Here is a 21,862-nt window from a genome sequence, read left to right as displayed (position 1 = left end):
TAAATCGGTTTACACTCAGAAAACATTTCTTTATACTTTATACATAAGTTACCGATTGTTCGGTAGTTTTAAGGACTTGCGGCAATGCCTAAATTCAGACACGAGTTTAAATATTTTTCTCCTGAAATGGTTCTTTCTGCGATAGAACAGCGGATGGGAGCGTTGTTAAGCCTGGATAAAAATACTGGAGAAGCAGGCGAATATGCAATTCGAAGCATTTATTTTGATGATATTTACGGCACTTGCTTTTTAGAAAACGAAAACGGAACAGATCCTCGCGAAAAATTCAGAATTAGAATTTACAACTGTTCAAAAGAGCGTATTGCTTTGGAATTAAAGCAAAAAGTAAATGGAATGTGCCTTAAAACGTCGTGTCCTGTTCCGCTAAAAACCCTTGAACAAATTATGGCCGGCCAAATTCCAGATTTTACGGCCGAAACTCCATATCTATTAAAAAAATTGATTTCCCAGATGCATTTTCGTGCATTGAGGCCTGTTGTAATTGTTGCTTACGAGAGAGTTCCTTTTGTTTATCCGGACGGAAATGTTCGTGTAACTTTTGACAGGAACCTTCGCAGTTCAAGCAACATAGAAGATTTTTTTAATCCGCAGGCAGCGTTCAGACCGGTTCTACCGGTCGGAACTAATATGATGGAAGTAAAATTCGACGAATTTTTGCCGGATTTTATAAACGAGGCGTGTCAGACGAGCCTTTTGCAATGGACGAGTTTTTCAAAATTCTACCTTTGCAGAAAATTTGACATTAACGGAATGGCTTAAAATTTTTAAAATTATAAAAACATAAAAAAGGACGGTAGCTTTTATGGGATTTAAGGATATTTTCAAAAAATCATTCATTCAGGGATTTACAAGATACGATGCGACTCCAGAAAACATCATCATAGTTTTTTTGATTGCGTCTGTTTTTGCGCTTTATATTTTCTTCGCTTACAGGCTTTTGACGCGCCGAACCTTTTATTCAAAGTCGTTTAACATTGCGCTTCCTGCTCTTGTATTGATTACTGCCGGTGTAATTTTGACGATTCAGTCGAGCGTTGTAATTTCTTTAGGTATGGTCGGCGCTCTTTCTATTGTCCGCTTTAGAACTGCAATAAAAGATCCAATGGATTTGGTTTTTCTGTTTTGGGCGATTTCTACAGGAATTATCTGTGGCGCAGGTCTTGCTCAAATTTCGTGCGTGCTTGCGTTTATTTTGACAGTTGCTCTTTTTGTTTTGGACAGGCTTCCTGTTGCAAAAGCTCCAAAAATTTTAATGGTAAGCGGCAATAGTTACGAACTCGAAAAAAGCATAATGGCGCTAGTTCAAAAATATTGCAAAACTTTTGCAGTAAAAAGCCGCGCTCTTTCTAATGGAAAAATCAACCTTGTTGTAGAAATCCGCGCTTCTGACGATTCTGCTCTTTTACAGGAAGTTGCCGCTCTCGAAAATGTTGTTTCTTCAACAATTCTTGCGCACGACGGCGAAGTAACTTACTAGATTTATCTGAAAAAAAATATGAGCGTTTTTAATGGAATAAAAAGATATTCGGCTGGCTTTGTTTTTTTATTTGTTCTGCTTTCGTTTGGCTGTGTTTTAGCATTTTTGCTTTCTTCTGAACGGGAAGTTACTTTTGAAAGTTGCAAAAAACTTGGTCTTCCGATACTCGAACTTTCTACAAACAAAAAGAAAGAAATTACAAGCAAAGAAGATTATGTAAAAGGCGAATTTACTTTAACGGATCCTTCTGTCGTTCTTACAGGAAAATGCAAGGTTCGTGGACACGGAAATTCAACCTGGAAAACAACTTTTACAAATAAAAAACCGTATCTTTTAAAACTTGACCGTGAGGCAAATCTTTTGGGAATGCCGGGCGCCCGAAAATGGATTTTGATGGCAAACTCCTGCGACCGCTCAATGCTGCGAAATTTTTATGCCGAGCATCTTACTCACAATGTCTGGGACAAAATGCGGTGGAATCCGCAGTCAAAATTTATAACCCTCTTTATAAATGGCAAATACCGCGGACTTTATTCGGTTACGGAAAAAGTTGAAGTTGAAAAAAGCCGCGTTGAATTCGAGGGTGAAGGTTTTCTTGCCGAAATTGACAGCCACGGCGGCCGTCCATATTCTTTTTCAAGCCCGACAGGCTTAAGGTTTCATATCCGCTCTCCAAAGTCAACCGAAGAAAACTACAAAAAATGGGCGGAAAAAATAACCGAACTCGAAAATATTCTTTATAGCGAAAACTGGTTAAAAGAAGACGGATACAAAAAATATTTTGATATGGATTCGTTTGTTGACTGGTATCTTCTTTCTGAGTTTTCGAAAAATTATGATGCAAAGTTCTATAACTCGGTCTTTATGAATTATGACTACAGCCAGGACAAACTTTTTATGGGACCTGCCTGGGATCATGATATTGCGTTTGGAAACAGCGGCGAAAGTTCTACAGGAAGCAATTCTTATAACTCTCTCGTAAGCAACAGCGCGTGGATTCAAATGTTCAAGGTTTTTGATTTTTCTAAAAATTCGACGATGCCGTCCAACGAAGAAGGTTTTTTGATAAATCAGTCGTCTTGGTATCATCGCCTTTTTAACGATGCAGATTTTGTAAATGCGGTAGAAAAACGTTGGCTCGAAACCCGGCTTGAATTAAAATCTTCGATTGACTGGCTCAAGGAGCAGGGCGAGCTTTTAAATTCTGCCGGAGAATTAAACGACAGCGTATGGCACATAATTGGAAGCGCGATCTGGCCACGTGCGCCCGGATACCGCGACAGAAAAACTTATAAAAGCGAAGTAAAATATCTTACGGACTGGTGCGAGCAGCGCTTTGAGTGGATGGACAGTATTTTTTACCAGAAAAAGTTTGCAAATAACTAGAATTATGCCGTCAAATCGAGAAGTTGTCCTGTCTGAGGCTGCACTCCTGCAAGTCCGTAGCCTGTCATATGGGATTTTTCGATTTCGTTTTGAATCTGCGACTGATAATTTTGAATAAGGCTTTCCATTTGGTCATCGCTCAAATTTAAATTGTCGGAAAATTCTGCTTTTGGCTGGCTTTTCATGGAGATAAGCTGGTTTAAAAGAGAGTTTAAAATCTGAATTTTGCTTACAGAAACGCCGTGTTCTGGGATTGAAGAAGCAACTCCAGAAATATGGTCAAATTGAGAATAAATAACGGAAGCAGGATTTACAGGAACATAGAGTTTTCCTGAGCTGCCGCTTAAAATTCTGCCGTATGAATAAGCATTTAATGAAATAGAATTGACCATAACTCAACCTCTAGTAAATTTTCGGAAAAATAAAAATTTAGTTTAGAGGCTGATATATTTTTTCTGGCATTTTGTGCAAATGTCAGAAAAAAGACGTGGATTTTTTAGCGTTTTTTTCCTAGAACGTTGTCAACTTCTTCCTGAGTTACAGAAATCTGTTCAATTTTTAATCTGTCCGAAAACAATTTGCTGTTTTTTTCAAAATTTTCCAAGATTTGAGATGACTTAAATTTTGGTTTTCTTATATTTTTTATTTTAGAACGTTCTGCCTGTAAAAGTCTGTTTAGTTCGTCCTGAGAAATAAAAGTTTCGCTCATAATTTTGCGCTCCCGTAAAAAGTCAAGATTAAAACTTCAGTTTTAGTCAAATTGCTTTGACCATGTATTTAAAAGCGATTCCATCGTAAGATTTTTTTTGTCGCTGTCTGTTTTTATTGCATTGTTCAAATAAGGAAAAATTACGCGCTCTTTTATGCTTTGCCATCGTGGCGGAAAAGCCTGTGGCGCTGCAATTTTTTCTTCTGCCGGCAAGTTTCCGAGCAAATTTCTGTAAAAAGTTGGAAAAATGCGCTCGTTTACACCTTTTATTGTCGAAAAGCCAGACACAATTCCAAAAGTCGCCGTGTCCAGATGCATTTTTGCAGAGCGTTCTAGCAAAAGCTTTTGATTTTTTTCTTGGAAAAACCAGCGGATAAAATTTTCAGCCTGCCTTGGATTTTTTGCGTGTTTGTAAACTGCCATAGAAACAATATCGTCTTTTGCAGGAATAAAGCCGTTTATCGAAAGCCATCGGAAATCAATTTCGCCAAGCTGTTCAAAAGAAATTTTAAAAAGTTCGTTGCTCGTTATGTAGCTAAAAAGCGTTCTGCCTTCGGCAATTTGTCTGTATTTTGGTGTGTAGAGGTATTTGAATTCAAAATCTTGCTCTGCCGTTGTGCTTGAGTTTTTTTCTTTAGTCCAGGCTCTGATATATTCAACTGCTTCTGAAAGTTTTTTTTCGTCCCAGATAAAACCGTTTCCTTTTTGCTTGAAACATGGACCGAATTTTTTAGCGACTTCGTACAAAAATTCATCGTCCCAGGAAGGGGCAAAACCCATTTTTGTATAGAAACCTTTTTTGTTCACTGCATTAAAGTCTCCGGCAAGTTCTTTTATCTGCTCAAGAGAAAGCGAATATTGATTTGGAATTTTATCTTCGTTTTTGGAAGAAAAGACAAAAAGCGGAAGGTTAAAACTGACAGGAAGAAGATATTGGCTGTCAAAAACTTTGCCGTATTCAACGAGAGGCGCGTAAAGTGTAGAAATATCGATGCTGTCTTTGCTTAAAAGTGAATCGAGAGGCCTAAAAAGTTTGCGTGTGCTGTCGTTTTTGAGCCATGAGCCTGCGATTAAATCCGGTTTTTCTTCATCTTTTGCAGGGGGAAGTGAACTTGCGAGACGTTTTTTGTAAACTATTACAGCTTTTGTCTTGTCTTGAATCGAATTAAAAAGTTCACTGTAAGAAACAAATTCTTCGCGGTCAGTCCAAATTATAAAAGTGTCTGGCGAATTGTCTTGTATCTTGCATCCAAAAAAAAGTCCGCAAAAAATAAAAATCGCCGCAAAAAAATAAGTCCTCAAAAATCCAGTCATTATTTGAGTATACCGCATTTTTTTATATTTATAAATATTCAAGAATAGAAAAAAATCAACGATTTAACAAAGCGGCATATTTTTTATAAACCGTATGACAGGCTGACGGCGCAATTTTAAGATTGTGAGCAGATTGCCGCCAAATAAAAAAGACGCCAGATTTTCTGACGTCTTTTTGAGTTTTTATAAAATTGATTTACATATTGTCGGCGCATTCGTAAATAGCTTTATATACTGTTTCAACCTGTTCTTTTTCAAGGCTGGAGAATGCGACTCTGAGTGTTTCTGAATCAATTGCAACTGTTCCAATCTGTTTTTCGTGCAGAATTTTCTGGCGCAGCTGTTCAGCATCGACTTTTGTATGAAAACTCATAAAATATCCTGAATTGAACGGCAGGGCTTCAAGATTTTTGCTTGTATGCGATGTTACGAATTTTTTTACTTCTTCATAGCGTTCTTCGAGAAGTTTTCGAAAATTCTTTTTCTGAATTTCGAGCGCTGGATCGCTGAATGCACGCAGAGCAAGGCTTTGGCTTGGTGTTGACGAGCAGCTTACGGAAGAACGGATCAAACCCATAAGTTTTTTTTCGAGCGCAGCGTAGTGTCCGTCTGTTAAGCCTTTTCCTCCAAATGTTAAAAATCCTGTGCGGAATCCCCAGACAAAGTCTTCTTTTGTTGGTCCGTCGATTTTTACAGCAAGAACATTTTCGTGCAAGTCTGCAAATTCTGCAAAAAGAGACTGCGGATAAATGTCGTTTTCGTAGTTTAGTCCAAAATATGCATCATCGTCCCAAATAAGAACTTTTGCGCCTTTTTCTGCAATATCGCGGATTATTTTTACAATCTGAGCTGCTTCTGCGTTTGTAGGTGAATAGCCGCTTGGATTTTGCGGAAAGTTTAAAAGTAAGCGGACAAAGCCTGTTTCTGCTTCTTTTTCTACTGCTTTTTTGAACGAGTCAAGGTCGAATCCATCGCCTGAAAAAAGATTGAATGTGTGGAGCTGTGAATTTCTGCGTGTTTCTACAATGAGCGCATAATTGTCCCAGCTTGGGTTTGGCGAAAGAAGAGGTTTGTCTTCGTCAAGAAAAAGGTCTGCAAGATAGGAAATGCCTGCTGTTAGTCCTGGAACTACAACTGGCATGGAAATTGATTTTCCTTTGAGCCCTGGATTTTTTTTATAGATTAAATCTTTCCAAAGTGCACGAAGCTCCGGATTGCCAGCGGTCGGCATATACGAAACCAATTCTCCGGCAGAAAGCTCTGGCGCATATTTATGCACAGCTTCGAGAATTGCCGGTTTTCCGCCTGTTAGCGTTGTTCCGATTGTTGCATTTGCAACTTTTCCGAATTTTTTTGCTTCTCCTCCCTGAGCAATAATGCCTTTCGGGAAGAAAATCCGTAATCCTAAGTCTGAAAGCAACTCGCCTGGAGTTGTGTTTTTAAGAACATTGTTCAATTCTTGTGCTAAAGGGTTCAACATGATAAAGTATATTATCGCTATAAAGTACGTGCGTCAATTGGATATGCATAAAAGCTGCATAAATATACAATTTTCAGGCTATAAAATGGATAAAAATAATATAAATTCAACTTTAACTGGTTTTGAAGATACGGAATTTAACGGACAAGGTGGCAACGGCGAAAGTATTCAGGATTCGGTAATTTTTGAAAACTGCCGTAAGATTTTGGAAGAGTGCCGGACAGAAGCCGCAAAACGGCTTGTTGGGCAGGGACAGGTAATTGATGCAATCCTTACTGCAATAATTACAGGCGGACATATTCTTTTGGAAGGTGTTCCTGGTCTTGCAAAAACACTTGCCGTAAAAACTTTTGCTGAACTTTCTGGGCTTGATTTTAAGCGCATTCAGTTTACTCCGGATCTTTTGCCTGCGGATGTAAGCGGAACTTTGATTTACGAACAGAACACTGGAAATTTTTCTGTCAGAAAAGGTCCTGTTTTTACAAACATTGTGCTTGCCGATGAAATTAACCGCGCTCCTGCAAAAGTTCAGTCGGCGTTGCTTGAAGCTATGGCGGAAAAACAGGTTACGATTGGTGAAAAAACTTACCCTCTTCCTCAGCCATTTTTAGTTCTTGCAACTCAAAACCCGATTGAGCAGGAAGGAACTTATAATTTGCCGGAAGCTGAACTTGACCGTTTTTTGCTAAAAGTTCTGGTTTCTTATCCGACTCCTCAGGAAGAAATTCAAATCGTAAAAACTGCCGGAAAAGCGGGAGAAGTCGCCGTAAAAAAAGTGCTTTCCGCTCAAAAAATAAAAGACTTGCAGTCGGCTTTTGAAAAAGTTGTCTGCGCTGACAAAATTATCGAGTATATGGTAAACATTGTTTCGGTAACGCGCAGCCTTAATACTGGACGGCGCACTGACTTTTCAAAATATATTTCTTTTGGCGCTTCGCCTCGTTCTGGAATTGCTCTTTTGCAGTGTTCAAAAGTAAAAGCCTTGTTTGCCGGACGTTCTTTTGTTTTGCCGGAAGACGTAAAAAATGCCGCCTGCGAAGTTTTAAGGCACAGGCTTGTTCTTTCTTACGAAGCTGCCGCCGATGGAATAACTGCCGACGAAATTATTTCAAAAATCTTGACGTTTGTTCCTGTTCCATAGTTGAATTTTTTAAGGCTGTCCGATGCTGAAAATTTTTGACGAAAATTCAAACAGACTTGTACAGAAAGCTTCTCTTTTAAAATTGTCTGCAAAAACTCTTGCCGACAATCTGCGTCTTGGCGGTTTTAAGTCGCTTTACCGTGGTCAAGGAATTGATTTTTACGGAGTTCGCGAATACAACGCCGGAGATAACGTTCGTTCAATTGACTGGAACGTTACAGCAAGAATGGGACATCCTTTTGTAAAATTATACGAAGAAGACCGTGAGCTTCAGGTGTTTTTTGTTTTGGACCGTTCTCTTTCGATGTTTTCTGGAACAAATAAAAAAACTCGGATTCAGGTTGCTTCGGAAGCCGCCGCGCTCTTGGTTCTTGCCTGTTTGCAAAATAATTCTTCGATTGGGGCTGTTTTTTTTGACGGAAAAATAAGATTCAGCACAAAGGCAAAAACTGGGCGGGATCAGGCAATGATGATTTTGAGCAGGCTTGATGAAGCGGAGGAAAAAATTGAAAGAGGTTCTGTTCTTGGATCTGCGCTAAAAGGTGCCCATAAACTTTTAAAAAAACGTTCTCTGGTTTTTGTAATTTCGGATTTCCGTTCATCTCTTTGGCAGGAAAACCTTGCAAGGCTTGCAGAAAAAAATGACGTTGTCGCAATGCGGATTACGGATTCTTTGGACAGCGAATTACCAGAAATCGGAACAGCTTTTTTTTCTGACATTGAAAGCGGTGTTACAAGAAAATTTCCGACATCTTTAAAAGCCTTTAAAAATGCCTGGCTTGAAGACAATCGCCGCCGTCTAGACAGCTGGAAAGAATTCTGTCTGAGGCACGGAGCAAGCCCTGTAATTTTATCGACTGCGGATGACCCTGCCTATGTTTTGAATAAGTTTTTTTGCAGCCGGAGAGAAAGATGAAAAAAGTTTTTCTTTTGCTGTTTTGTTTTGTTTTGTCCGGCTCATTTTGCTTTGCCCAGAATCTTGTTTCAAAAAATTCAAGTTCAAACGGCGCGGTGCAGATTCTTATGCCGAAAAATATTTATGTTGGCGACAGATGTGAATTAAAATATGTTTTTCATACCGATGTTGATCTTTTTGAAAATAAAATTTCCGGAACTGACATAAAAACTCTCGATCTTTTGACTGGCTGGCCTGTTTTTAATAAAATGTCGGAAAAATGTCTGGTTTATCGGGTCGTTTTGGAGCACATCGGTTTTGAATACACGCTCACAGTTTTTTTTATTCCGTGGCAGACTGGCGTAATTGATTTTTCTTCATTCGATTTGGCGAATCTGGTTCGCGCTTCGCAAAAAAAAGAACGCTCCGTTGCGGCTTTTCCTGTAGATTTTGCCCCTGTTTCTGTAAATTCACTTGCCGAAAAAATCGGGGCTGTTTCTCTTAGGCCTCCGGCAGGTCCTCTCGTTGTTTCAGGAACTTCTTTTTTATTGATTATTCTTGCGGCAATTTTTTTGGTTTGTGCTGGAATTGCCGTATTTTTTATTTTTAAACTGCCGTATTTTTTAGCGTTTTTTATTCTTGCTGAAGAACAGCGAAAAATCAAAAAACTTTATAAAAATTCGCAAAGGCAGTTGAACAAGCTTCTCAAAGAAAAAAAAGATGATGAAGAATTTTGCTCTCAGCTTACACTTACCGTCAGAAAATATCTGTGCGGCCGGTTTGACGAATGTTTTTTGTCAATGACATGTGAACATTTTTACGAAAAATTTGAAAAAATAGCCTGCGGTTCACTTTCAGAAGCGCAAAGTTCTGCTGTGAGCGACATTGTGGAAGTTTTTGGAAGATGTGATTATATTCGCTTTGCAAAAGGTTCTGTCGATTCGTTTAAAAAACCTGCCTCTCTTTATGAAGCGGTTCTTGCTGACGGAGAACGCGAAATTCTTGTAAACCGCTGTCTTAGCGCCATAAAATTTTTTACTTTTGAACTGGAGAATGAATCAAATGATGAGAATGCCAGTGTTTGAAAACCCGACTGCTTTTTTATTTTTGGCGGCGGTTCCTGCTCTTTTTATTCTCCGCCAGCTTAAAATTTTCAAAAAAATTTCTTTTCCAGTTGTTTTTGCGGATTGGAAAGGAAAAAGTTTTGTCTGGAAAGGTAAAGTTTCTGTTTTTTTTAACGCGCTTTCTGTTTTTTTGTGCACGGCAGGTTATGCAAGCCTTGTCTGTGCTTTTGCCGACCCTGTAATTCAAAAACAGGAAAAAATTTATACTTCTAAGGGCGCAGATATTCTTTTTGTGCTTGATACGAGCCCTTCAATGTCAGCCCGCGATATTGCAAATATGACCCGTCTTGACGCTGCAAAACAGGGAATCCGCACTCTTGTAAACAACAACAGAGGCGCCGCTTTTGGACTTGTTGCCATGGCAAGCGAGGCCGCTGCGATTGTTCCGCCGACTGTTGACCATGAGCTTTTTTTGCGGCGTCTGGATTCTCTTGTTACAGGCGGGCTGGGAGAAGGAACTGCTCTTGGAATCGGTTTAAGCAGTGCCGTTTACCATCTTATAGCTTCTTCTGCTCCAAAAAAATGCGTTGTTTTAATAACCGACGGTGAAAATAACGCAGGTTCAATTCATCCTGACACAGCGGCAAATCTTGCTACCCAAAATGGAATTACAGTCTACGCTTTTGGAATAGGAACAAAAGGAACAGTTCCAATTGAATATGTTGATCCAAAAACTGGCAAAGTTCATTCCGGCTATTACGATTCTGAATTTGATTCGTCTTCTCTTGAGGAAATTGCTCTTGTCGGCGGCGGAACGTATTTTGGAATAGAATCGACTGCCTCTTTTGCGGAGGCTCTTAATTCTGTCAGCCGGAAACAGAATGTTTTGCAGGCTTTTCACTATAAATCTTCAAACCGGCAGCTTTATTCATATTTTTTGATTTTTTCAGCGATCGTTTTTTTTGCAGCGTGGTTTATCCGCCGAATTTTATTGAAAGAAATTTAAAACTTAATCGAGGAGTTTTATGCTGGACATTCAAAGACCGTACGCTTTTTTTATTTTGTTGATTTTATTTGTTTTCTCCGCTTATGATTTGTTCCGCTACAAAAAAGTGGCAAAAAGTTTGGGAGTTGCAAATTTGATGAATAATTTCCAAAAAAACAAATCTTTCCGCCGTTTTAAAATTTCGATAATTTTGCGGACTATTCTGCGTTTTTTTGCCTGTGCATTTGCAGTTTTTGCTTTTGCAGGAATTTTCTGGGGAACAAACTCTGTCGCAGTTCAAAAAACTGGAGATGCGGTTGCCTTTGTTTTTGATATTTCCTGGAGCATGAATGCAAAAGACGCTCCTGGAGGTTTGACGAGACTTGAAGCGTCAAAACAATATGCCTGGAAACTTCTTGAAAAAATGAATGGAACATCTGTGAGCGTGGTTCTTGCAAAAGGCGATGGAATTATTGCCGTTCCTTTGACAGATGACAGGACAAGCGTTGATTCTATTTTAGAAAGCCTTTCTCCAACTTTAATGACGGCTGCCGGTTCTTCAATCGGAAAAGGAATTTCTTCTGCAATGCAGTCTTTTCCAAAAAATATGAGTCAGAACGCTCATGTCTGGGTTTTTACTGACGGAGATGAAACTGACGGCTCACTGTCATTTGCTCTTGACGATGCTGCAAGGTTTGGAATCCCTGTTACTTTGGTTGGTTTTGGAACTGCGCGTCCAGTTGAAATTCTTGCAGGAGATGGCGCTACAAAAGTAAAAACTTTTTTAAATGCTGAAAAAATGATAGATGCCGCTTCTGCTGCCAATAAAAAATCACTTTTGCCACGGCACCGTCTTAGTCCAGACAATTCGATTTCTTATGTTGCTGCCGATTCTGAAGGTTCTGCCTACGTTTTGCTAAATCAGCTTTCTGGAAAAAAAATGTCTGGAGAGTCTTTTGAAATTCAAAAGATTTCGCATCACAAGCTGTTTATTTTTCTGTCGATTGTATTTTTTATTTTTTCCTTTATAGTTTCCGAGCTTGATTTGAATTTTCTTTTTGGTTCTAAATCGTCAAAAAAAACGGCTGTTCTTGCGGTTTTTGCGGTTCTTCCGTTTTTTACCTCTTGTAAGTCCGAAAAATTTTCAGTTTTGAACGGAGTTTTTAACTGGTATCAAAAAAAATATCAGACGGCGACGGCGAATTTTTTGCGTTCATATAACAATTCAAAACTTTCAGAAGATAAAATTCTTGCAGAGTATTGCGCTTACAATCTTGCTTCAACATACATCATGCAGGACGAGCTCGATGCCGCTTTAATCAGGCTTGAACAGGTTTCGCCAGAAGCAGATGAAAAACTCAAGAGTTCAGCTTTTTATAATGCCGGAATTATTGCAAACCGCCGCGGAGATTTTTCGCTTGCAAGGGAATATTTTAAAAAAGCGGTTCTTGCGGATTCTTCAAATTTGAATGCAAAAATTAACCTGGAATTTATTCAGCAGCAGCTGGAGACTCGAAATTCAAAGTCGGCAGAAAAAGAAATGACTTCTGTCAATGTTGAAAAAAACAATAATTCAATGGAAAATGCCGTTTTTAATCTTATTCAGCAGGAGGAAAAAGAACGATGGCAAAAACTTCAGTCAAACAAAAAAGATTCGTCAGTCGTGGATTATTAGTTTTTGTATTTTTTTTGATTTTTGCTTCTCTTTATGCAAAAACTCCGTCACCTGCTTTTATCCGCACATTAAAAGTAAAGCCGGACAATTCGTCGATTTTTACAGTATACGAAAACGGTTTTACGCTGAAAATTCCTGAAGTTGAGCCTTCTAACGTTCAGACCGATTTGCCGCAATTGCCGGAAGGAGTCCAGCTTGTTTCTTCAAAAAAAGAAGAATTTATTGGAGAAACAGGAATTCGTGGAACTGCTGTTCACCTTTGGTTTTCTTTTAAGAATACAGGTCCTGTTAGGCTTCCGCCTTTAATCGTAATTATTGGTTTTAGAACTTATTATATTCCGTTTGATGATATAACTGTTTTTGAAAATCCAGATTTGATAAATCCTCAGGCTTTTGTTGAATTTGTTTCCGGGGCAAAATTTGACAGAATTCTTGGAGATTCGAAAAAATTTACTGCAAGGGCAGGAGAAGAAATTATTTTTGAATTGAATTTGAAGTATTTTTCTCAGATAATTTCCTTTGACTGGAAATTGCCGAAAAATTCAATTTTTGAAGAAATAGAAACTTCTGAATATGTTAGTGGAAAATCTGTCGGAAGAAATTTTTCGGACAAAAGCCTTCCTGTCGCAAAATTCCGGTGGAAGCCGCTTGTTGAAGGAGAATACGATTTGCCGGAATTTGCTTTGACTGCGATTGCTTACAATGGAAGCCAGCGCACTGTAAAAATTCCGAATGTAGTTTTAACGGTTTTGCCGGCTTCTCTAAAAGTTGAAAACTCTGAAAACAAAATAATCGACAAAAAACTATTTAATTCAGCATTTTCTGAGCCAAAAAACACTGCTGGCGGTTTTACAAAAAAGAAAATTGGAATTGAAGATTGCAAAAAAATTGCGGAATTGCGCAGTTTTGAACGAAATTCTTTGTTTTCTGGAAAAGAAAAATTGGAACGCGAACAGCTTGAAAAGAAGTTTTCGCTTTCAAATAACGAAAATGAAATAAAAAAGCCTTTTGTAGAATTATTTGCTGTGTGCGGAATAGTTTTGCTGGTTTTGATGGTAATTTTTATTGTTTTAAAACGAAAAAGAATTGCAATTATGCTTGCGTTCTGCATGATTTTGGCATTTGTTGTGAGTTTTTATAAAGGAACTCAAGTTTTTAAAAAATATGGAATTTTTGCTGGAGGAAGCATAAGTCCTGTGCCGGAAGAAACAAGTTCTGGCGTTCAGAATTTTTACGGTGGAATCCGTGTAAGAATTTTAGAAAAAACAAGCGATTATTTTTATATAGAATCGTCGGAAATAAACGGCTGGGTAAAAAAAGAGCTTGTCTTTGAAATAAAATAATTTACTGAAAAGCGGCAAGGATAGGAGTGGCGGCGTAGGCCGTTGCGGAACTTTGTGGAGCAATGAAGGCGAACGCCGGAACCACGGATAGCCTGATTTTTGCTATGCAAAAAGCCGCCCGATAAAAATTTATTGGAGGAAAAAATGGATTTTGGTGATATTTTGACACAATGGGCGGAAACTCAAAAAAAAGAAAAATCTGCTGCAAAAAGGCCTGCGGTTCAGGTTAGCCATAAAAAAGCAAATGCGCCGACTCCCGAAGAAAAAAAACTTGCCGCTCAAAAAAGCAAAAAAACTTTGGAAGGCCGGATGCTTGCGGATTCAAAAAAAACAGTTAATCCAATGGAACTTTGGCTGCGCCGTTATGGAACTGTTGATAAAGACCGTTTGAACGAAGAAAGCGAAGAAGCGTCAAAAATGGAAAATCGCAATTACTTAAAATCTATGCGTCCTGAAGCAAGAATTGATCTGCATGGATTTACCCGGGACGAAGCCTGGGCAAAGCTTGAAGCTTTTGTAAACGATTGCCTTAAGCGCGGAATAAAAAAGATTGAAATTGTTCACGGAAAGGGAATCCACAGTCACGGAACGGATCCTGTTTTGGGCGCAATGGTGCGGACTTTTATTGAGCAGAATAAACATTTGGGTGTGAGCGGACACAACGACAGAAATCATGGCGGTTCTGGAGCAACCTGGGCTTTGTTAAAGTAAGTTTTAAAAAACTGTTTTTACTTGTAACTGTGGGGAATTTTGATTATTTTAATTGCAGAACGTTTTATAATAAAAGAAGTAAAAACTTAAGGAAGTAGTATTGGAAGATTTATACGCAGCATTGGGAGTTTCTAAAGATGCGTCTCAGGACGAAATAAAGTCGGCTTACAGAAAACTTGCTATGAAATATCATCCTGACCGGAATCCAGGTAATAAAGAAGCCGAAGAAAAATTCAAGAATATAAGCGCTGCTTACGATGTTTTGGGTGATGAAACTAAGCGCCGTAATTATGACAGTTTTAGTGCTTTTGGTGCTCAGTCTCAGCAGTCGTATAATCAGCAATACAATCCTTGGGGGCAGCAAAGTTCTTATGGCGGTCAGTCTTATCAGGACGATCCGTTTTGGCAGTGGGCGCAATATGGCTGGAAAAACGAGAATTCGCAAAACGGTCAAAACCGCACATATTATTATAAATATGAAGAAAAAAAATACACTCGCGCCGAATGGTTCGGGCAACTTTTGAAAAATGCGGCAATTTTGCTTTTGAGCATGTATTTTATGAGATTTAGTTTTTTTATAATTCCTATTGGTCCTATTTTATGTATTGCAGGAATCGTAAAGGGGCTTTCTGGAATGACAAAAAGCCTTAAAGGAATTTTTGCGAGAAAGACAAAATAAAAAATAGCTTTGTAGATTTAGATTTACAGAATAGAAAAAAAAGGCCATTGAGCGGTTAAAAACCGAAATGACCTTTTTTTTGCAATCGACAGTTTTGACTAGCGTTCGCGGAAAATTATGCGTCCGCGGTTCAGGTCGTATGGAGAGAGTGCAACTTTTACGCTGTCTCCTGGAACAATCTTAATGTAGTGTTTGCGCATTTTGCCTGAAAGATGTGCCATGATGATATGTCCGCCGTTTTTAAGCTCAACGCGGAACATTGTGTTTGGCAGCGCCTCTTTTACAATTCCTTCAACTTCTATAGCTTCTTCTTTAGCCACATTTCCTCCAAAAAAAGTTTGCCTTTTTGTTAGTTCTTTATTATATTTATTATCTACTTATAAAAAATCTTGTCAACGGGAGACGGATATGGAAAAAACATTTGTTGAAAAAATGAAAGAAAAATTAATTGAGCAGAAAAATACGATTCTTGGATCTCTTGCTGCACAAAATGAAGATTACAAAAAAATTGTCGAAGGCGGAGAGTCTGGAGATGAAGTTGATGTTGCTTCTGATGTTGTAGATGGTCGTTTGCTTGAATCGCTTGGCGCTCAGGATTCAAACCGCCTGCAAATGATAAATAATGCGCTTGACCGCATTAAACAGGGAACTTATGGCCGTTGCCTAGTTTGTAAGAAAGAAATTCCTGAAGAAAGACTCGAGGCGATTCCTTACGCTTTTATGTGCATTAACTGTCAGAGCCGCAACGAAAGACAGAATCGCTAAATCTTATATGTGATTATATTTTTATTTTTCGGGTATGCAAGCTCTGTGTACCCGATTTTTTTTGCAAGAGCAACAGCTTCTTCAAATGCGCAATCTAGCGTTTCGGCGGCATGCGAATCCGAGTTGACCATTATCGGGACGTTTTGTTCGTGCAAAAGCGTTAAAAAATATTCTGACGGATATGGAAGTGTTAAAAATCCGCGGCTTATTGCGCCTGTATTTATTTCGCAGATAACTCCAGCATGGCTTATGGATTTTGCAGTTTCTTTAAGTTCGTTTTTGTACCAGCCTTCATTTTCGTTAAAAAATGGATTTTTCTGGTTGAATTTGCGGACTAAGTCTGCGTGGCCGATTACCGAAAAATTACATTCCGAAAGCATTTTTCGCTCTGATTCAAAATAATGGCAGATCATTTTTTTTGCATTGCCTGAGTAAACGTTTTTTATTCCTTCAAAAAGTTTTTCTGCGCTCCAGTCGACAGGCATGGTTTTTTCTGGAGAGTTTTCACCGTTGTACAGATAATGAATAGAACCGATTAAAAAGTCGGGAGAAAATTTTTTATAAGCGTCAAAATCCGGTTTGCAAAAAGGCGGAATATAGTCTGCTTCAAAACCACAGAAAATTTCTATTTGATCCGCATATTTTTGTTTTAGAGAGTTGATTTCTTGAGTGTATTTTTCAAATTCATCTTTTTTTATGCTGTCGCCAAAAGAAAACGGCCAGGTTGAATGGCTCGAAAAACCTAAAATCTTAAAACCTTTTTTTATGGCAGAAATGACATTTTCTTCCGGTGTGTTTTTTCCGTCGCAAAATGTGGAATGTGTGTGAAAATTTACTTTTAATGGCTTTGAATCTTTTCTTAAATCAAAAAAATCTTTCATTTTTTTACTGCCTGTTCTTCTCTTATGAATTTTGCTACAAGTTTTTTAAAGCGGACATATTCATGCTTAAATTCTTCCAGATTGAATCTGCAGCTTGCGATGTCATTTGTTTTTGCCGTAAGATTTAGTCTGGAAGCGTATTCTGCAAGCAATTTTGCGCTTACCGTGCCAGAACTGCCTTTTAGAGAATGACCCAGTGCGCGTAATTTTTCAAAATCTTTTGCTTCAACAGCCATTTCCGCTTCTTTTAAAAGTCGGTTTGTCTGTTTTGCAAAAATTTTTAATACTTCGATTGCAGACGCAATATCACCGCCTGTAGTGTCCAAAAAATCTTCTTTGTCCCATGCCGTTTTTTTTGCAGAAATTTCTGGTTCGAGGGTTGTTACAGATTTTAAAACAGGCAAATCTATAATTGGAATCCAATTTTCGAGAATAGTGCGGATTGTGTTGCTTTTGAACGGCTTTACAAGAATGTCGTTTATGCCACTTTTTTTGTATGTTTCAAAATCGTTTGAGTCGTTATTTGCCGTACACGCGATGATAATTCCTTTGTAGCCGGATTTTCGGAGTTCGATAGTGGCTTCAACTCCATTTTTTACAGGCATTTGAATGTCCATAAAAATTATTTCAATGTTTGGATTTTGTTTAATCTGTTCAACTGCCTGCTGCCCGTCTTCTGCTAAAAAAACATCTGCTCCAAAATTCCGCAAAAAAGTTTCGATTAACTTGCTGTTTACAGGATGGTCTTCTGCAACGAGAACTCTTTTGTTTTTTGCAACAGATGAATCATCAACCGGATCAAGAGTCATAATCATGTCGTCGTTTGCAAGTTCCAGTTCAACAATGTTGTTATTTTTTTTGACTGTACTTTCCTTTAAAAGCTCAAATACTTTTCTTCGCTTTAATGGCTTGTAAAGGTATCCTTCAAACCAGTTGAGCATTTTCATTTTTGCTTCGCCTTTCATTTGGCCTTCTGGTACAAGAAGGTAAAGTTTTGGCGTGTTTTTTATTTTTTTTTCATTGTGAATTTCGCTTGCTAAATGCCAGCCGTCCATTGCTGGCATGATCATATCGATAAAAACGAGATTAAATGGATTTTTTTGAGCTTCTGCGTTTAAAATAAGTTGAATTGTGTTTTGAGGTTGTGTTGTCGATTCAATATTAAAGATTCCTGCGGCATTTAGAATTTTTATAAGTGAATTTGATGCTTTTTGGTTGTCGTCAATTATTAAGATTTTAGATTTTTTTTGAGAGGAAACTGTTTCTCTTTGTTCAAAATTTTCAAATCCAGGATTTTTTACAATTGGCAGTGTAAACCAAAAAATTGACCCCTCGTCTTTGTTTGGCTTTACGCCGATTCTGCCATTCATTAAATGTACAAGATTTTTGCTGATTGAAAGTCCGAGTCCTGTTCCGCCGAATTTGCGGTAAGTAGAAATATCACCCTGGTAGTAATTTGTAAAGATTTTTTCTTTTTGTTCTTTTTTTATGCCGATTCCAGTATCTTTTATCGTGAATAAAATATTTTTTGCCGCTTTTTTTAGTTCAAGATGAATATAGCCGTGATTTGTGAATTTTACAGCATTTTTTAAAAGATTTAAGATTATCTGCTGAATTCTGACAGGATCGCCGCAAATTATCGAAGGAATTGAAAAATCAATGTCCGTAATAATTTCAAGTCCGCGGTTAAACGCTTCGATGCTGATTAAATCTACGACCTGCTCCGTAAGTTCGACAATGTTAAAAGGAACTGACTCCAGCTTAAACTGGTCGGAACGGATTTTTGTAAAATCCAAAATATTGTTTGCAAGGTCGAGCAGAACATCTGCGCTGAATTGAATTTGGCGTATGTATTCGCGCTGTTCGTCGTCCATGCTTGTGTCTTGCAAAAGTTCAACCGTGCCGATAATTGTTTGGATTGGTGTTCGGATTTCGTGAAGTGTGCTCGCAAGATAACGGCTGGCTTCGTCAATCGCACTGAAAGAGTTAGAATTTTCCATTTATGATTTCCAGTGCTTTTTGAATTATAAAATCAGGTTTTTGAGGTTTTACAATATAAGTTTTTACACCGAGCGAAAGCGACTGAACAATAAGTTCCCTCTGTGCCGACTGTGAATAAACGATTATCGGACTTTTTATGTTGAATTGCTGCAAGTTTTTTAAAATATCAAAACCGCTTATTCCTGGCATAAAAATATCAAGAATAATTAGAGTGTAATTATTTGTTTTTGCAGCCTGTAAAAATTCAGTTCCGCTTGAGAAAAGATCACATTCAGCATTTATAGATTTAAAACTTAGCGAAAGCAGCTGTCGGACGACTGCATCATCATCGACAATTGCAATTTTAAACGGCTGAATACCGTCTTGTTCTTCTTCGTGTTCTGCAGTTCCTGTATCTGAATAAAAACGCATTTCTACAGAACCTTCGTCTTCTGAACCTGTTGATGTTAAAATCTGATCTGAAATTATGTCTTGAACTGTTGATTCTGAACTGCTTTCAACCAACGAATTTAAAACTTCGTTTAAGTTTGAAACGACCTCTACACCGTAATATTCTGTATGTCCGTCAACGAATTCTTTTGCAAAAGTGTCTAGCGAAAGAACTTTTAAGTTTTTTCGTTCAATTCTCTTGTCTGCAAGAATATTATCAAAAAGGAGCTCAAGGTTTGAGCCGTCGACAAAACTCAGAGAAAGGCCTGTCATCATTACTATAACTTTCGGAGAATCCAGACGATTTTTGTCCATAAGTTCTGTTAGCTTGTATTTTAGGAGGGCCATTTTTTCGCGGTTAAGCCCTTGTGCAATTTCAATAAAAATAATGTTTTTGTTCAGGTGAATTTCAAGCACGCACGGAGTTATGTCCATTGTAAATGCAGAACGCAAAATTTGTCCGATTGATTCAAAAAAAAAGTCGAATTTGATTGGTTTTGTAAAATATTTTGCAACACCGTAATGAATAAGCTGTGCAACACGTTCCTTTTCGATTTTTGGACCGGAAATAATCATTGGAATTTTGACTGTATTCGGATTTGACGCTTTTTTATCCAAAAATTCCTGCATATCGTCAATCGAAGTTTCAATATCCAAAATAATCAGGTCAGGCAGGTCGTTCGCCATTTTGATTACGGCATCGCGGTGTCCCTGCGCAGTTTCAACCTCAATTTTTTCTTCGTTAAGTTTTTCTGTTAAAAATTCCCTGAACATTGGGGTTGCGTCTATGATTAAAACCTGTTTTTTTGGAAACTGTGCCATACTTTGATTTTAGAATAACTCTATCGAATTTTCAATTAAAATCTTTTGATAGAAGATTTTGTTTTAACGAAAAATTAACAGAATTGCAGACATACTTTCTCTTTTGGTTTACTTTGGAATTGCAAAATTCTTTCTTCAACTTTGAGTTTTTGGAAAATTCAAAAAAAACACCTCCCAAGAAACTTTATTTGTGCTTCTTTAGGAGGTGTACTCTAGAAGGTTAGTTTAATTGACTGATTTTTGGTTTTGTCAATTTTTTACGACAAGCTTATAAAGCCGTCTGAACGTAATTCTGTTAAATTTTGAACAGGTCGATTTCTGAACCGATTTTGTCGATAGAATCTTTCACTTTGTGCGAAATATCCGAAAGTGATTCTTCTGCCGCGCTGATTCTTTCGGCCCCTTCGCTCATATTTGACATGCTGTCGCTCATTTTTACCGTAATCTCTTTTAGAGAGTTGATTTCGTTCATGATTTTTTCGTTGCGGTCTTCCATCTGTTTTGAAGAAGAGCGTACATTGTTTGTACTTTCGTTCATGTCTTTGAGAGAATTTACAATTTGTTCTGAACCAATCTGCTGTTCATTCATTGCGCCCTTAATCTGCACAACAAGCTGGTCTGTTTCATGAATTTTGTTTGAAACAAGAGCCAGCGCTTTGCCAGATTCTGTTGCTGAAGAAACAACGTTCGTAATTGAATCGCGGATTTTGTCGAGTTGTTCTCCAATCGTTTTTGATTGCAGCGATGAAGTTTCTGAAAGTTTTCTAATTTCGTCTGCAACAACGGAGAATCCTTTTCCTGCTTCGCCAGCATGCGCTGCTTCGATTGCCGCATTCATTGCAAGAAGGTTTGTCTGTTCCGCAATCGAAGCAATTACAGAGTTTGCCTCCTGAAGCATTTTTGACTGGCCCTCAATAGAAGTAATTTGGTCGTTTACATCTTGCTGTTTAGAAAAACCTGCCTGTGCGTTTGCTGTAAGTTCTTCGAATGAAACTGCCATTTTGTCGACAGAACTGTTTACGCTTGCAATGTTTCCAACCATTTCTTCGACCGCCGCAGTTGCTTCGTTTACACCGCTTACCTGTTTTTCAATCATATCGTTCAAAACCGTAATTGAATTTGAAATTTCGGAAACTGAACTGGCCGTTTGATGTACGCTGTCGTTTTGGAACGAAATTTGATTTCGAATATTGGAAAGATTTTGAATTATATTTGAAATTGAACTTGAAGTTTCTGTCGTAGTTTCGGACATCTGGCTTCCGGCAGAATAAAGAGTTTCTTTTGAACTCTTTATTTCTCCTACGATTTGCTGCAATTTGTCGCAGAAAAAGTCAAATTGAATTACAAGATCGCCAATTTCATCGCGGATAAGCAGCTTTACACGTTTTGTAAGGTCTGCATCTCCGCTTGCCATATCTTTGAGCGTATTTGTTACATTATAAATTCGCCACATAAGCCAGCGTACAAAAAATCCGCCGATTGTAATGATGAGCGCACAAAGGATACATACTACTGGAATAACGATTGTTCCGGTTTTTGCACGGATTGCTTCGATTGATTCAATGCTCTTTGCAATAAAGAACATTCCTGTAATCTTTCCGTCGCCTGATGTAATCGGGAAATAATATCCGTAGTACGAACGTCCGCTTATATCGACAGGTCCTGCAAATGCATTTCCTTCGTGGAGAACTGTTTCTTCAACAAAACTGTCGTCGAGCTTAGTTCCAGCGAGAGAGTTGCCGTCTGAATCCTTTAATGTTGTAGCAGTGCGAATATCATTTTTCAAAACAGTGCATTCAACGTTATAACTTCTTGCAATATAATCAATTATATGAGTTGTAGAAAGATCGTATCCTGTAACAACGGTTCCAAAAATTTTCCCGTTTATGTAGATTGGTTCGCTAGCGATTATTGCATAATTGAAATTTGCAACGCCCTCAATTCCGATTGATGACTCTCCAGAAAGAGCGTTTGCAACTGTTCCAATGTACGAAACGTCTACACCGTCTGTAACATTTGCGCCGCCGCCTTTTAATACTCGTCCGCGGGAATCTGTTACAAACATAAAGTCAATTTCCGAATCG

Annotated in this window: 21 protein-coding genes; 12 read left to right on the top strand and 9 right to left on the bottom strand. The window is 38.2% G+C overall.

Features of this window, described 5'->3' with window-relative positions; genetic code table 11:
- Positions 1 to 84: 84 nt before the first annotated feature.
- Genes B3Y13_RS02735 through B3Y13_RS02725 form a run of 3 tightly spaced genes read left to right on the top strand, consistent with a single transcriptional unit; the run spans position 85 to position 2,884 of the window.
- Complete coding sequence (locus B3Y13_RS02735; protein WP_296669173.1) at positions 85 to 780, top strand: polyphosphate polymerase domain-containing protein; 696 nt, start codon at positions 85 to 87, stop codon at positions 778 to 780.
- Positions 781 to 823: 43 nt separating this feature from the next.
- Positions 824 to 1,498, top strand: a complete 675-nt coding sequence (locus B3Y13_RS02730; RefSeq protein WP_296669175.1) for a DUF4956 domain-containing protein — start codon at positions 824 to 826, stop codon at positions 1,496 to 1,498.
- 18 nt (positions 1,499 to 1,516) lie between these two features.
- Complete coding sequence (locus B3Y13_RS02725) at positions 1,517 to 2,884, top strand: CotH kinase family protein (RefSeq protein ID WP_296692566.1); 1,368 nt, start codon at positions 1,517 to 1,519, stop codon at positions 2,882 to 2,884.
- 2 nt (positions 2,885 to 2,886) lie between these two features.
- On the opposite strand, the gene B3Y13_RS02720 is transcribed toward B3Y13_RS02725, so the two are convergent.
- From B3Y13_RS02720 to B3Y13_RS02705, 4 genes are all read right to left on the bottom strand, one after another.
- Complete coding sequence (locus B3Y13_RS02720) at positions 2,887 to 3,276, bottom strand: hypothetical protein (RefSeq protein WP_296692560.1); 390 nt, start codon at positions 3,274 to 3,276, stop codon at positions 2,887 to 2,889.
- Positions 3,277 to 3,380: 104 nt separating this feature from the next.
- Positions 3,381 to 3,593, bottom strand: coding sequence for a hypothetical protein (locus B3Y13_RS02715; RefSeq protein WP_296669180.1), 213 nt, complete (start codon positions 3,591 to 3,593; stop codon positions 3,381 to 3,383).
- Positions 3,594 to 3,635: 42 nt separating this feature from the next.
- Positions 3,636 to 4,907 carry an extracellular solute-binding protein gene (locus B3Y13_RS02710; RefSeq protein WP_296669182.1) on the bottom strand — a complete coding sequence of 424 codons (1,272 nt, stop codon included), beginning with the start codon at positions 4,905 to 4,907 and terminating at the stop codon, positions 3,636 to 3,638.
- Positions 4,908 to 5,103: 196 nt separating this feature from the next.
- Positions 5,104 to 6,387, bottom strand: a complete 1,284-nt coding sequence (locus tag B3Y13_RS02705; protein WP_296669183.1) for an aminotransferase class I/II-fold pyridoxal phosphate-dependent enzyme — start codon at positions 6,385 to 6,387, stop codon at positions 5,104 to 5,106.
- Positions 6,388 to 6,472: 85 nt separating this feature from the next.
- Between B3Y13_RS02705 and B3Y13_RS02700 the strand changes: the two genes are divergently transcribed.
- The 8 genes from B3Y13_RS02700 to B3Y13_RS09905 all read left to right on the top strand — a co-directional run bounded on the left by B3Y13_RS02700 (position 6,473) and on the right by B3Y13_RS09905 (position 14,880).
- Positions 6,473 to 7,528, top strand: coding sequence for an AAA family ATPase (locus B3Y13_RS02700; RefSeq protein WP_296023512.1), 1,056 nt, complete (start codon positions 6,473 to 6,475; stop codon positions 7,526 to 7,528).
- A gap of 22 nt (positions 7,529 to 7,550) precedes the next feature.
- Positions 7,551 to 8,444: a DUF58 domain-containing protein gene (locus B3Y13_RS02695; protein ID WP_296669185.1), complete on the top strand. Its 894-nt coding sequence runs from the start codon at positions 7,551 to 7,553 to the stop codon at positions 8,442 to 8,444.
- Positions 8,441 to 9,508: a hypothetical protein gene (locus tag B3Y13_RS02690; RefSeq protein ID WP_296692559.1), complete on the top strand. Its 1,068-nt coding sequence runs from the start codon at positions 8,441 to 8,443 to the stop codon at positions 9,506 to 9,508. The genes B3Y13_RS02695 and B3Y13_RS02690 overlap by 4 nt, the downstream gene beginning before the upstream one ends.
- On the top strand, positions 9,486 to 10,493 hold the full coding sequence (locus tag B3Y13_RS02685) for a VWA domain-containing protein (protein ID WP_296692556.1): 1,008 nt from the start codon (positions 9,486 to 9,488) through the stop codon (positions 10,491 to 10,493). Before B3Y13_RS02690 ends, B3Y13_RS02685 begins: the two co-directional genes overlap by 23 nt.
- A 106-nt stretch (positions 10,494 to 10,599) precedes the next feature.
- The gene (locus tag B3Y13_RS02680; protein WP_296692553.1) at positions 10,600 to 12,147 is read left to right on the top strand and encodes a VWA domain-containing protein; all 1,548 of its coding nucleotides are present in this window, start codon (positions 10,600 to 10,602) and stop codon (positions 12,145 to 12,147) included.
- Positions 12,096 to 13,490 carry a hypothetical protein gene (locus tag B3Y13_RS02675; RefSeq protein WP_296692548.1) on the top strand — a complete coding sequence of 465 codons (1,395 nt, stop codon included), beginning with the start codon at positions 12,096 to 12,098 and terminating at the stop codon, positions 13,488 to 13,490. The genes B3Y13_RS02680 and B3Y13_RS02675 overlap by 52 nt, the downstream gene beginning before the upstream one ends.
- Before the next feature lie 144 nt (positions 13,491 to 13,634).
- On the top strand, positions 13,635 to 14,201 hold the full coding sequence (locus B3Y13_RS02670; RefSeq protein WP_296692546.1) for a Smr/MutS family protein: 567 nt from the start codon (positions 13,635 to 13,637) through the stop codon (positions 14,199 to 14,201).
- A gap of 100 nt (positions 14,202 to 14,301) precedes the next feature.
- Entirely contained in the window at positions 14,302 to 14,880 is a 579-nt protein-coding gene (locus B3Y13_RS09905; protein WP_414717816.1) for a DnaJ domain-containing protein, read from the top strand.
- A 98-nt stretch (positions 14,881 to 14,978) separates the two neighbouring features.
- On the opposite strand, the gene infA is transcribed toward B3Y13_RS09905, so the two are convergent.
- Positions 14,979 to 15,200 (bottom strand): translation initiation factor IF-1, encoded by a 222-nt coding sequence (infA, locus tag B3Y13_RS02660; RefSeq protein ID WP_296023493.1) that lies wholly within the window; start codon positions 15,198 to 15,200, stop codon positions 14,979 to 14,981.
- An 88-nt stretch (positions 15,201 to 15,288) separates the two neighbouring features.
- Here infA and B3Y13_RS02655 point away from each other — a divergent pair, with 88 nt between their 5' ends.
- The gene (locus B3Y13_RS02655; protein WP_296023488.1) at positions 15,289 to 15,645 is read left to right on the top strand and encodes a TraR/DksA family transcriptional regulator; all 357 of its coding nucleotides are present in this window, start codon (positions 15,289 to 15,291) and stop codon (positions 15,643 to 15,645) included.
- Here the strand turns inward: B3Y13_RS02655 and B3Y13_RS02650 are convergent.
- The 4 genes from B3Y13_RS02650 to B3Y13_RS02635 form a co-directional block, all read right to left on the bottom strand.
- A complete protein-coding gene (locus B3Y13_RS02650) occupies positions 15,642 to 16,526 on the bottom strand; it encodes a histidinol-phosphatase (RefSeq protein WP_296023484.1) in 885 nt (294 codons plus the stop codon). The genes B3Y13_RS02655 and B3Y13_RS02650 overlap by 4 nt on opposite strands.
- Entirely contained in the window at positions 16,523 to 18,526 is a 2,004-nt protein-coding gene (locus B3Y13_RS02645) for a response regulator (protein WP_296023478.1), read from the bottom strand. The genes B3Y13_RS02650 and B3Y13_RS02645 overlap by 4 nt, the downstream gene beginning before the upstream one ends.
- The gene (locus tag B3Y13_RS02640) at positions 18,513 to 19,778 is read right to left on the bottom strand and encodes a response regulator (RefSeq protein ID WP_296023474.1); all 1,266 of its coding nucleotides are present in this window, start codon (positions 19,776 to 19,778) and stop codon (positions 18,513 to 18,515) included. The genes B3Y13_RS02645 and B3Y13_RS02640 overlap by 14 nt, the downstream gene beginning before the upstream one ends.
- A gap of 295 nt (positions 19,779 to 20,073) precedes the next feature.
- Positions 20,074 to 21,862, bottom strand: a 1,789-nt coding sequence (locus B3Y13_RS02635; RefSeq protein ID WP_296692543.1) for a methyl-accepting chemotaxis protein, incomplete at its 5' end; no start/stop codon positions are given.

Source organism: Treponema sp. UBA7567 (assembly GCF_002476655.1).
Lineage (GTDB): Bacteria > Spirochaetota > Spirochaetia > Treponematales > Treponemataceae > Treponema_D.
Note: the sequence above shows the minus strand (reverse complement) of the source record. Positions and strands in the feature narration are given on the sequence as shown.

Coding starts and splice junctions, on each gene's coding strand:
- B3Y13_RS02735 (WP_296669173.1), top strand. CDS start 85: ATGCCTAAATTCAGACACGAGTTTAAATATTTTTCTCCTGAAATGGTT.
- B3Y13_RS02730 (WP_296669175.1), top strand. CDS start 824: ATGGGATTTAAGGATATTTTCAAAAAATCATTCATTCAGGGATTTACA.
- B3Y13_RS02725 (WP_296692566.1), top strand. CDS start 1,517: ATGAGCGTTTTTAATGGAATAAAAAGATATTCGGCTGGCTTTGTTTTT.
- B3Y13_RS02720 (WP_296692560.1), bottom strand. CDS start 3,276: ATGGTCAATTCTATTTCATTAAATGCTTATTCATACGGCAGAATTTTA.
- B3Y13_RS02715 (WP_296669180.1), bottom strand. CDS start 3,593: ATGAGCGAAACTTTTATTTCTCAGGACGAACTAAACAGACTTTTACAG.
- B3Y13_RS02710 (WP_296669182.1), bottom strand. CDS start 4,907: ATGACTGGATTTTTGAGGACTTATTTTTTTGCGGCGATTTTTATTTTT.
- B3Y13_RS02705 (WP_296669183.1), bottom strand. CDS start 6,387: ATGTTGAACCCTTTAGCACAAGAATTGAACAATGTTCTTAAAAACACA.
- B3Y13_RS02700 (WP_296023512.1), top strand. CDS start 6,473: ATGGATAAAAATAATATAAATTCAACTTTAACTGGTTTTGAAGATACG.
- B3Y13_RS02695 (WP_296669185.1), top strand. CDS start 7,551: ATGCTGAAAATTTTTGACGAAAATTCAAACAGACTTGTACAGAAAGCT.
- B3Y13_RS02690 (WP_296692559.1), top strand. CDS start 8,441: ATGAAAAAAGTTTTTCTTTTGCTGTTTTGTTTTGTTTTGTCCGGCTCA.
- B3Y13_RS02685 (WP_296692556.1), top strand. CDS start 9,486: ATGATGAGAATGCCAGTGTTTGAAAACCCGACTGCTTTTTTATTTTTG.
- B3Y13_RS02675 (WP_296692548.1), top strand. CDS start 12,096: ATGGCAAAAACTTCAGTCAAACAAAAAAGATTCGTCAGTCGTGGATTA.
- B3Y13_RS02670 (WP_296692546.1), top strand. CDS start 13,635: ATGGATTTTGGTGATATTTTGACACAATGGGCGGAAACTCAAAAAAAA.
- B3Y13_RS02655 (WP_296023488.1), top strand. CDS start 15,289: ATGGAAAAAACATTTGTTGAAAAAATGAAAGAAAAATTAATTGAGCAG.
- B3Y13_RS02650 (WP_296023484.1), bottom strand. CDS start 16,526: ATGAAAGATTTTTTTGATTTAAGAAAAGATTCAAAGCCATTAAAAGTA.
- B3Y13_RS02645 (WP_296023478.1), bottom strand. CDS start 18,526: ATGGAAAATTCTAACTCTTTCAGTGCGATTGACGAAGCCAGCCGTTAT.
- B3Y13_RS02640 (WP_296023474.1), bottom strand. CDS start 19,778: ATGGCACAGTTTCCAAAAAAACAGGTTTTAATCATAGACGCAACCCCA.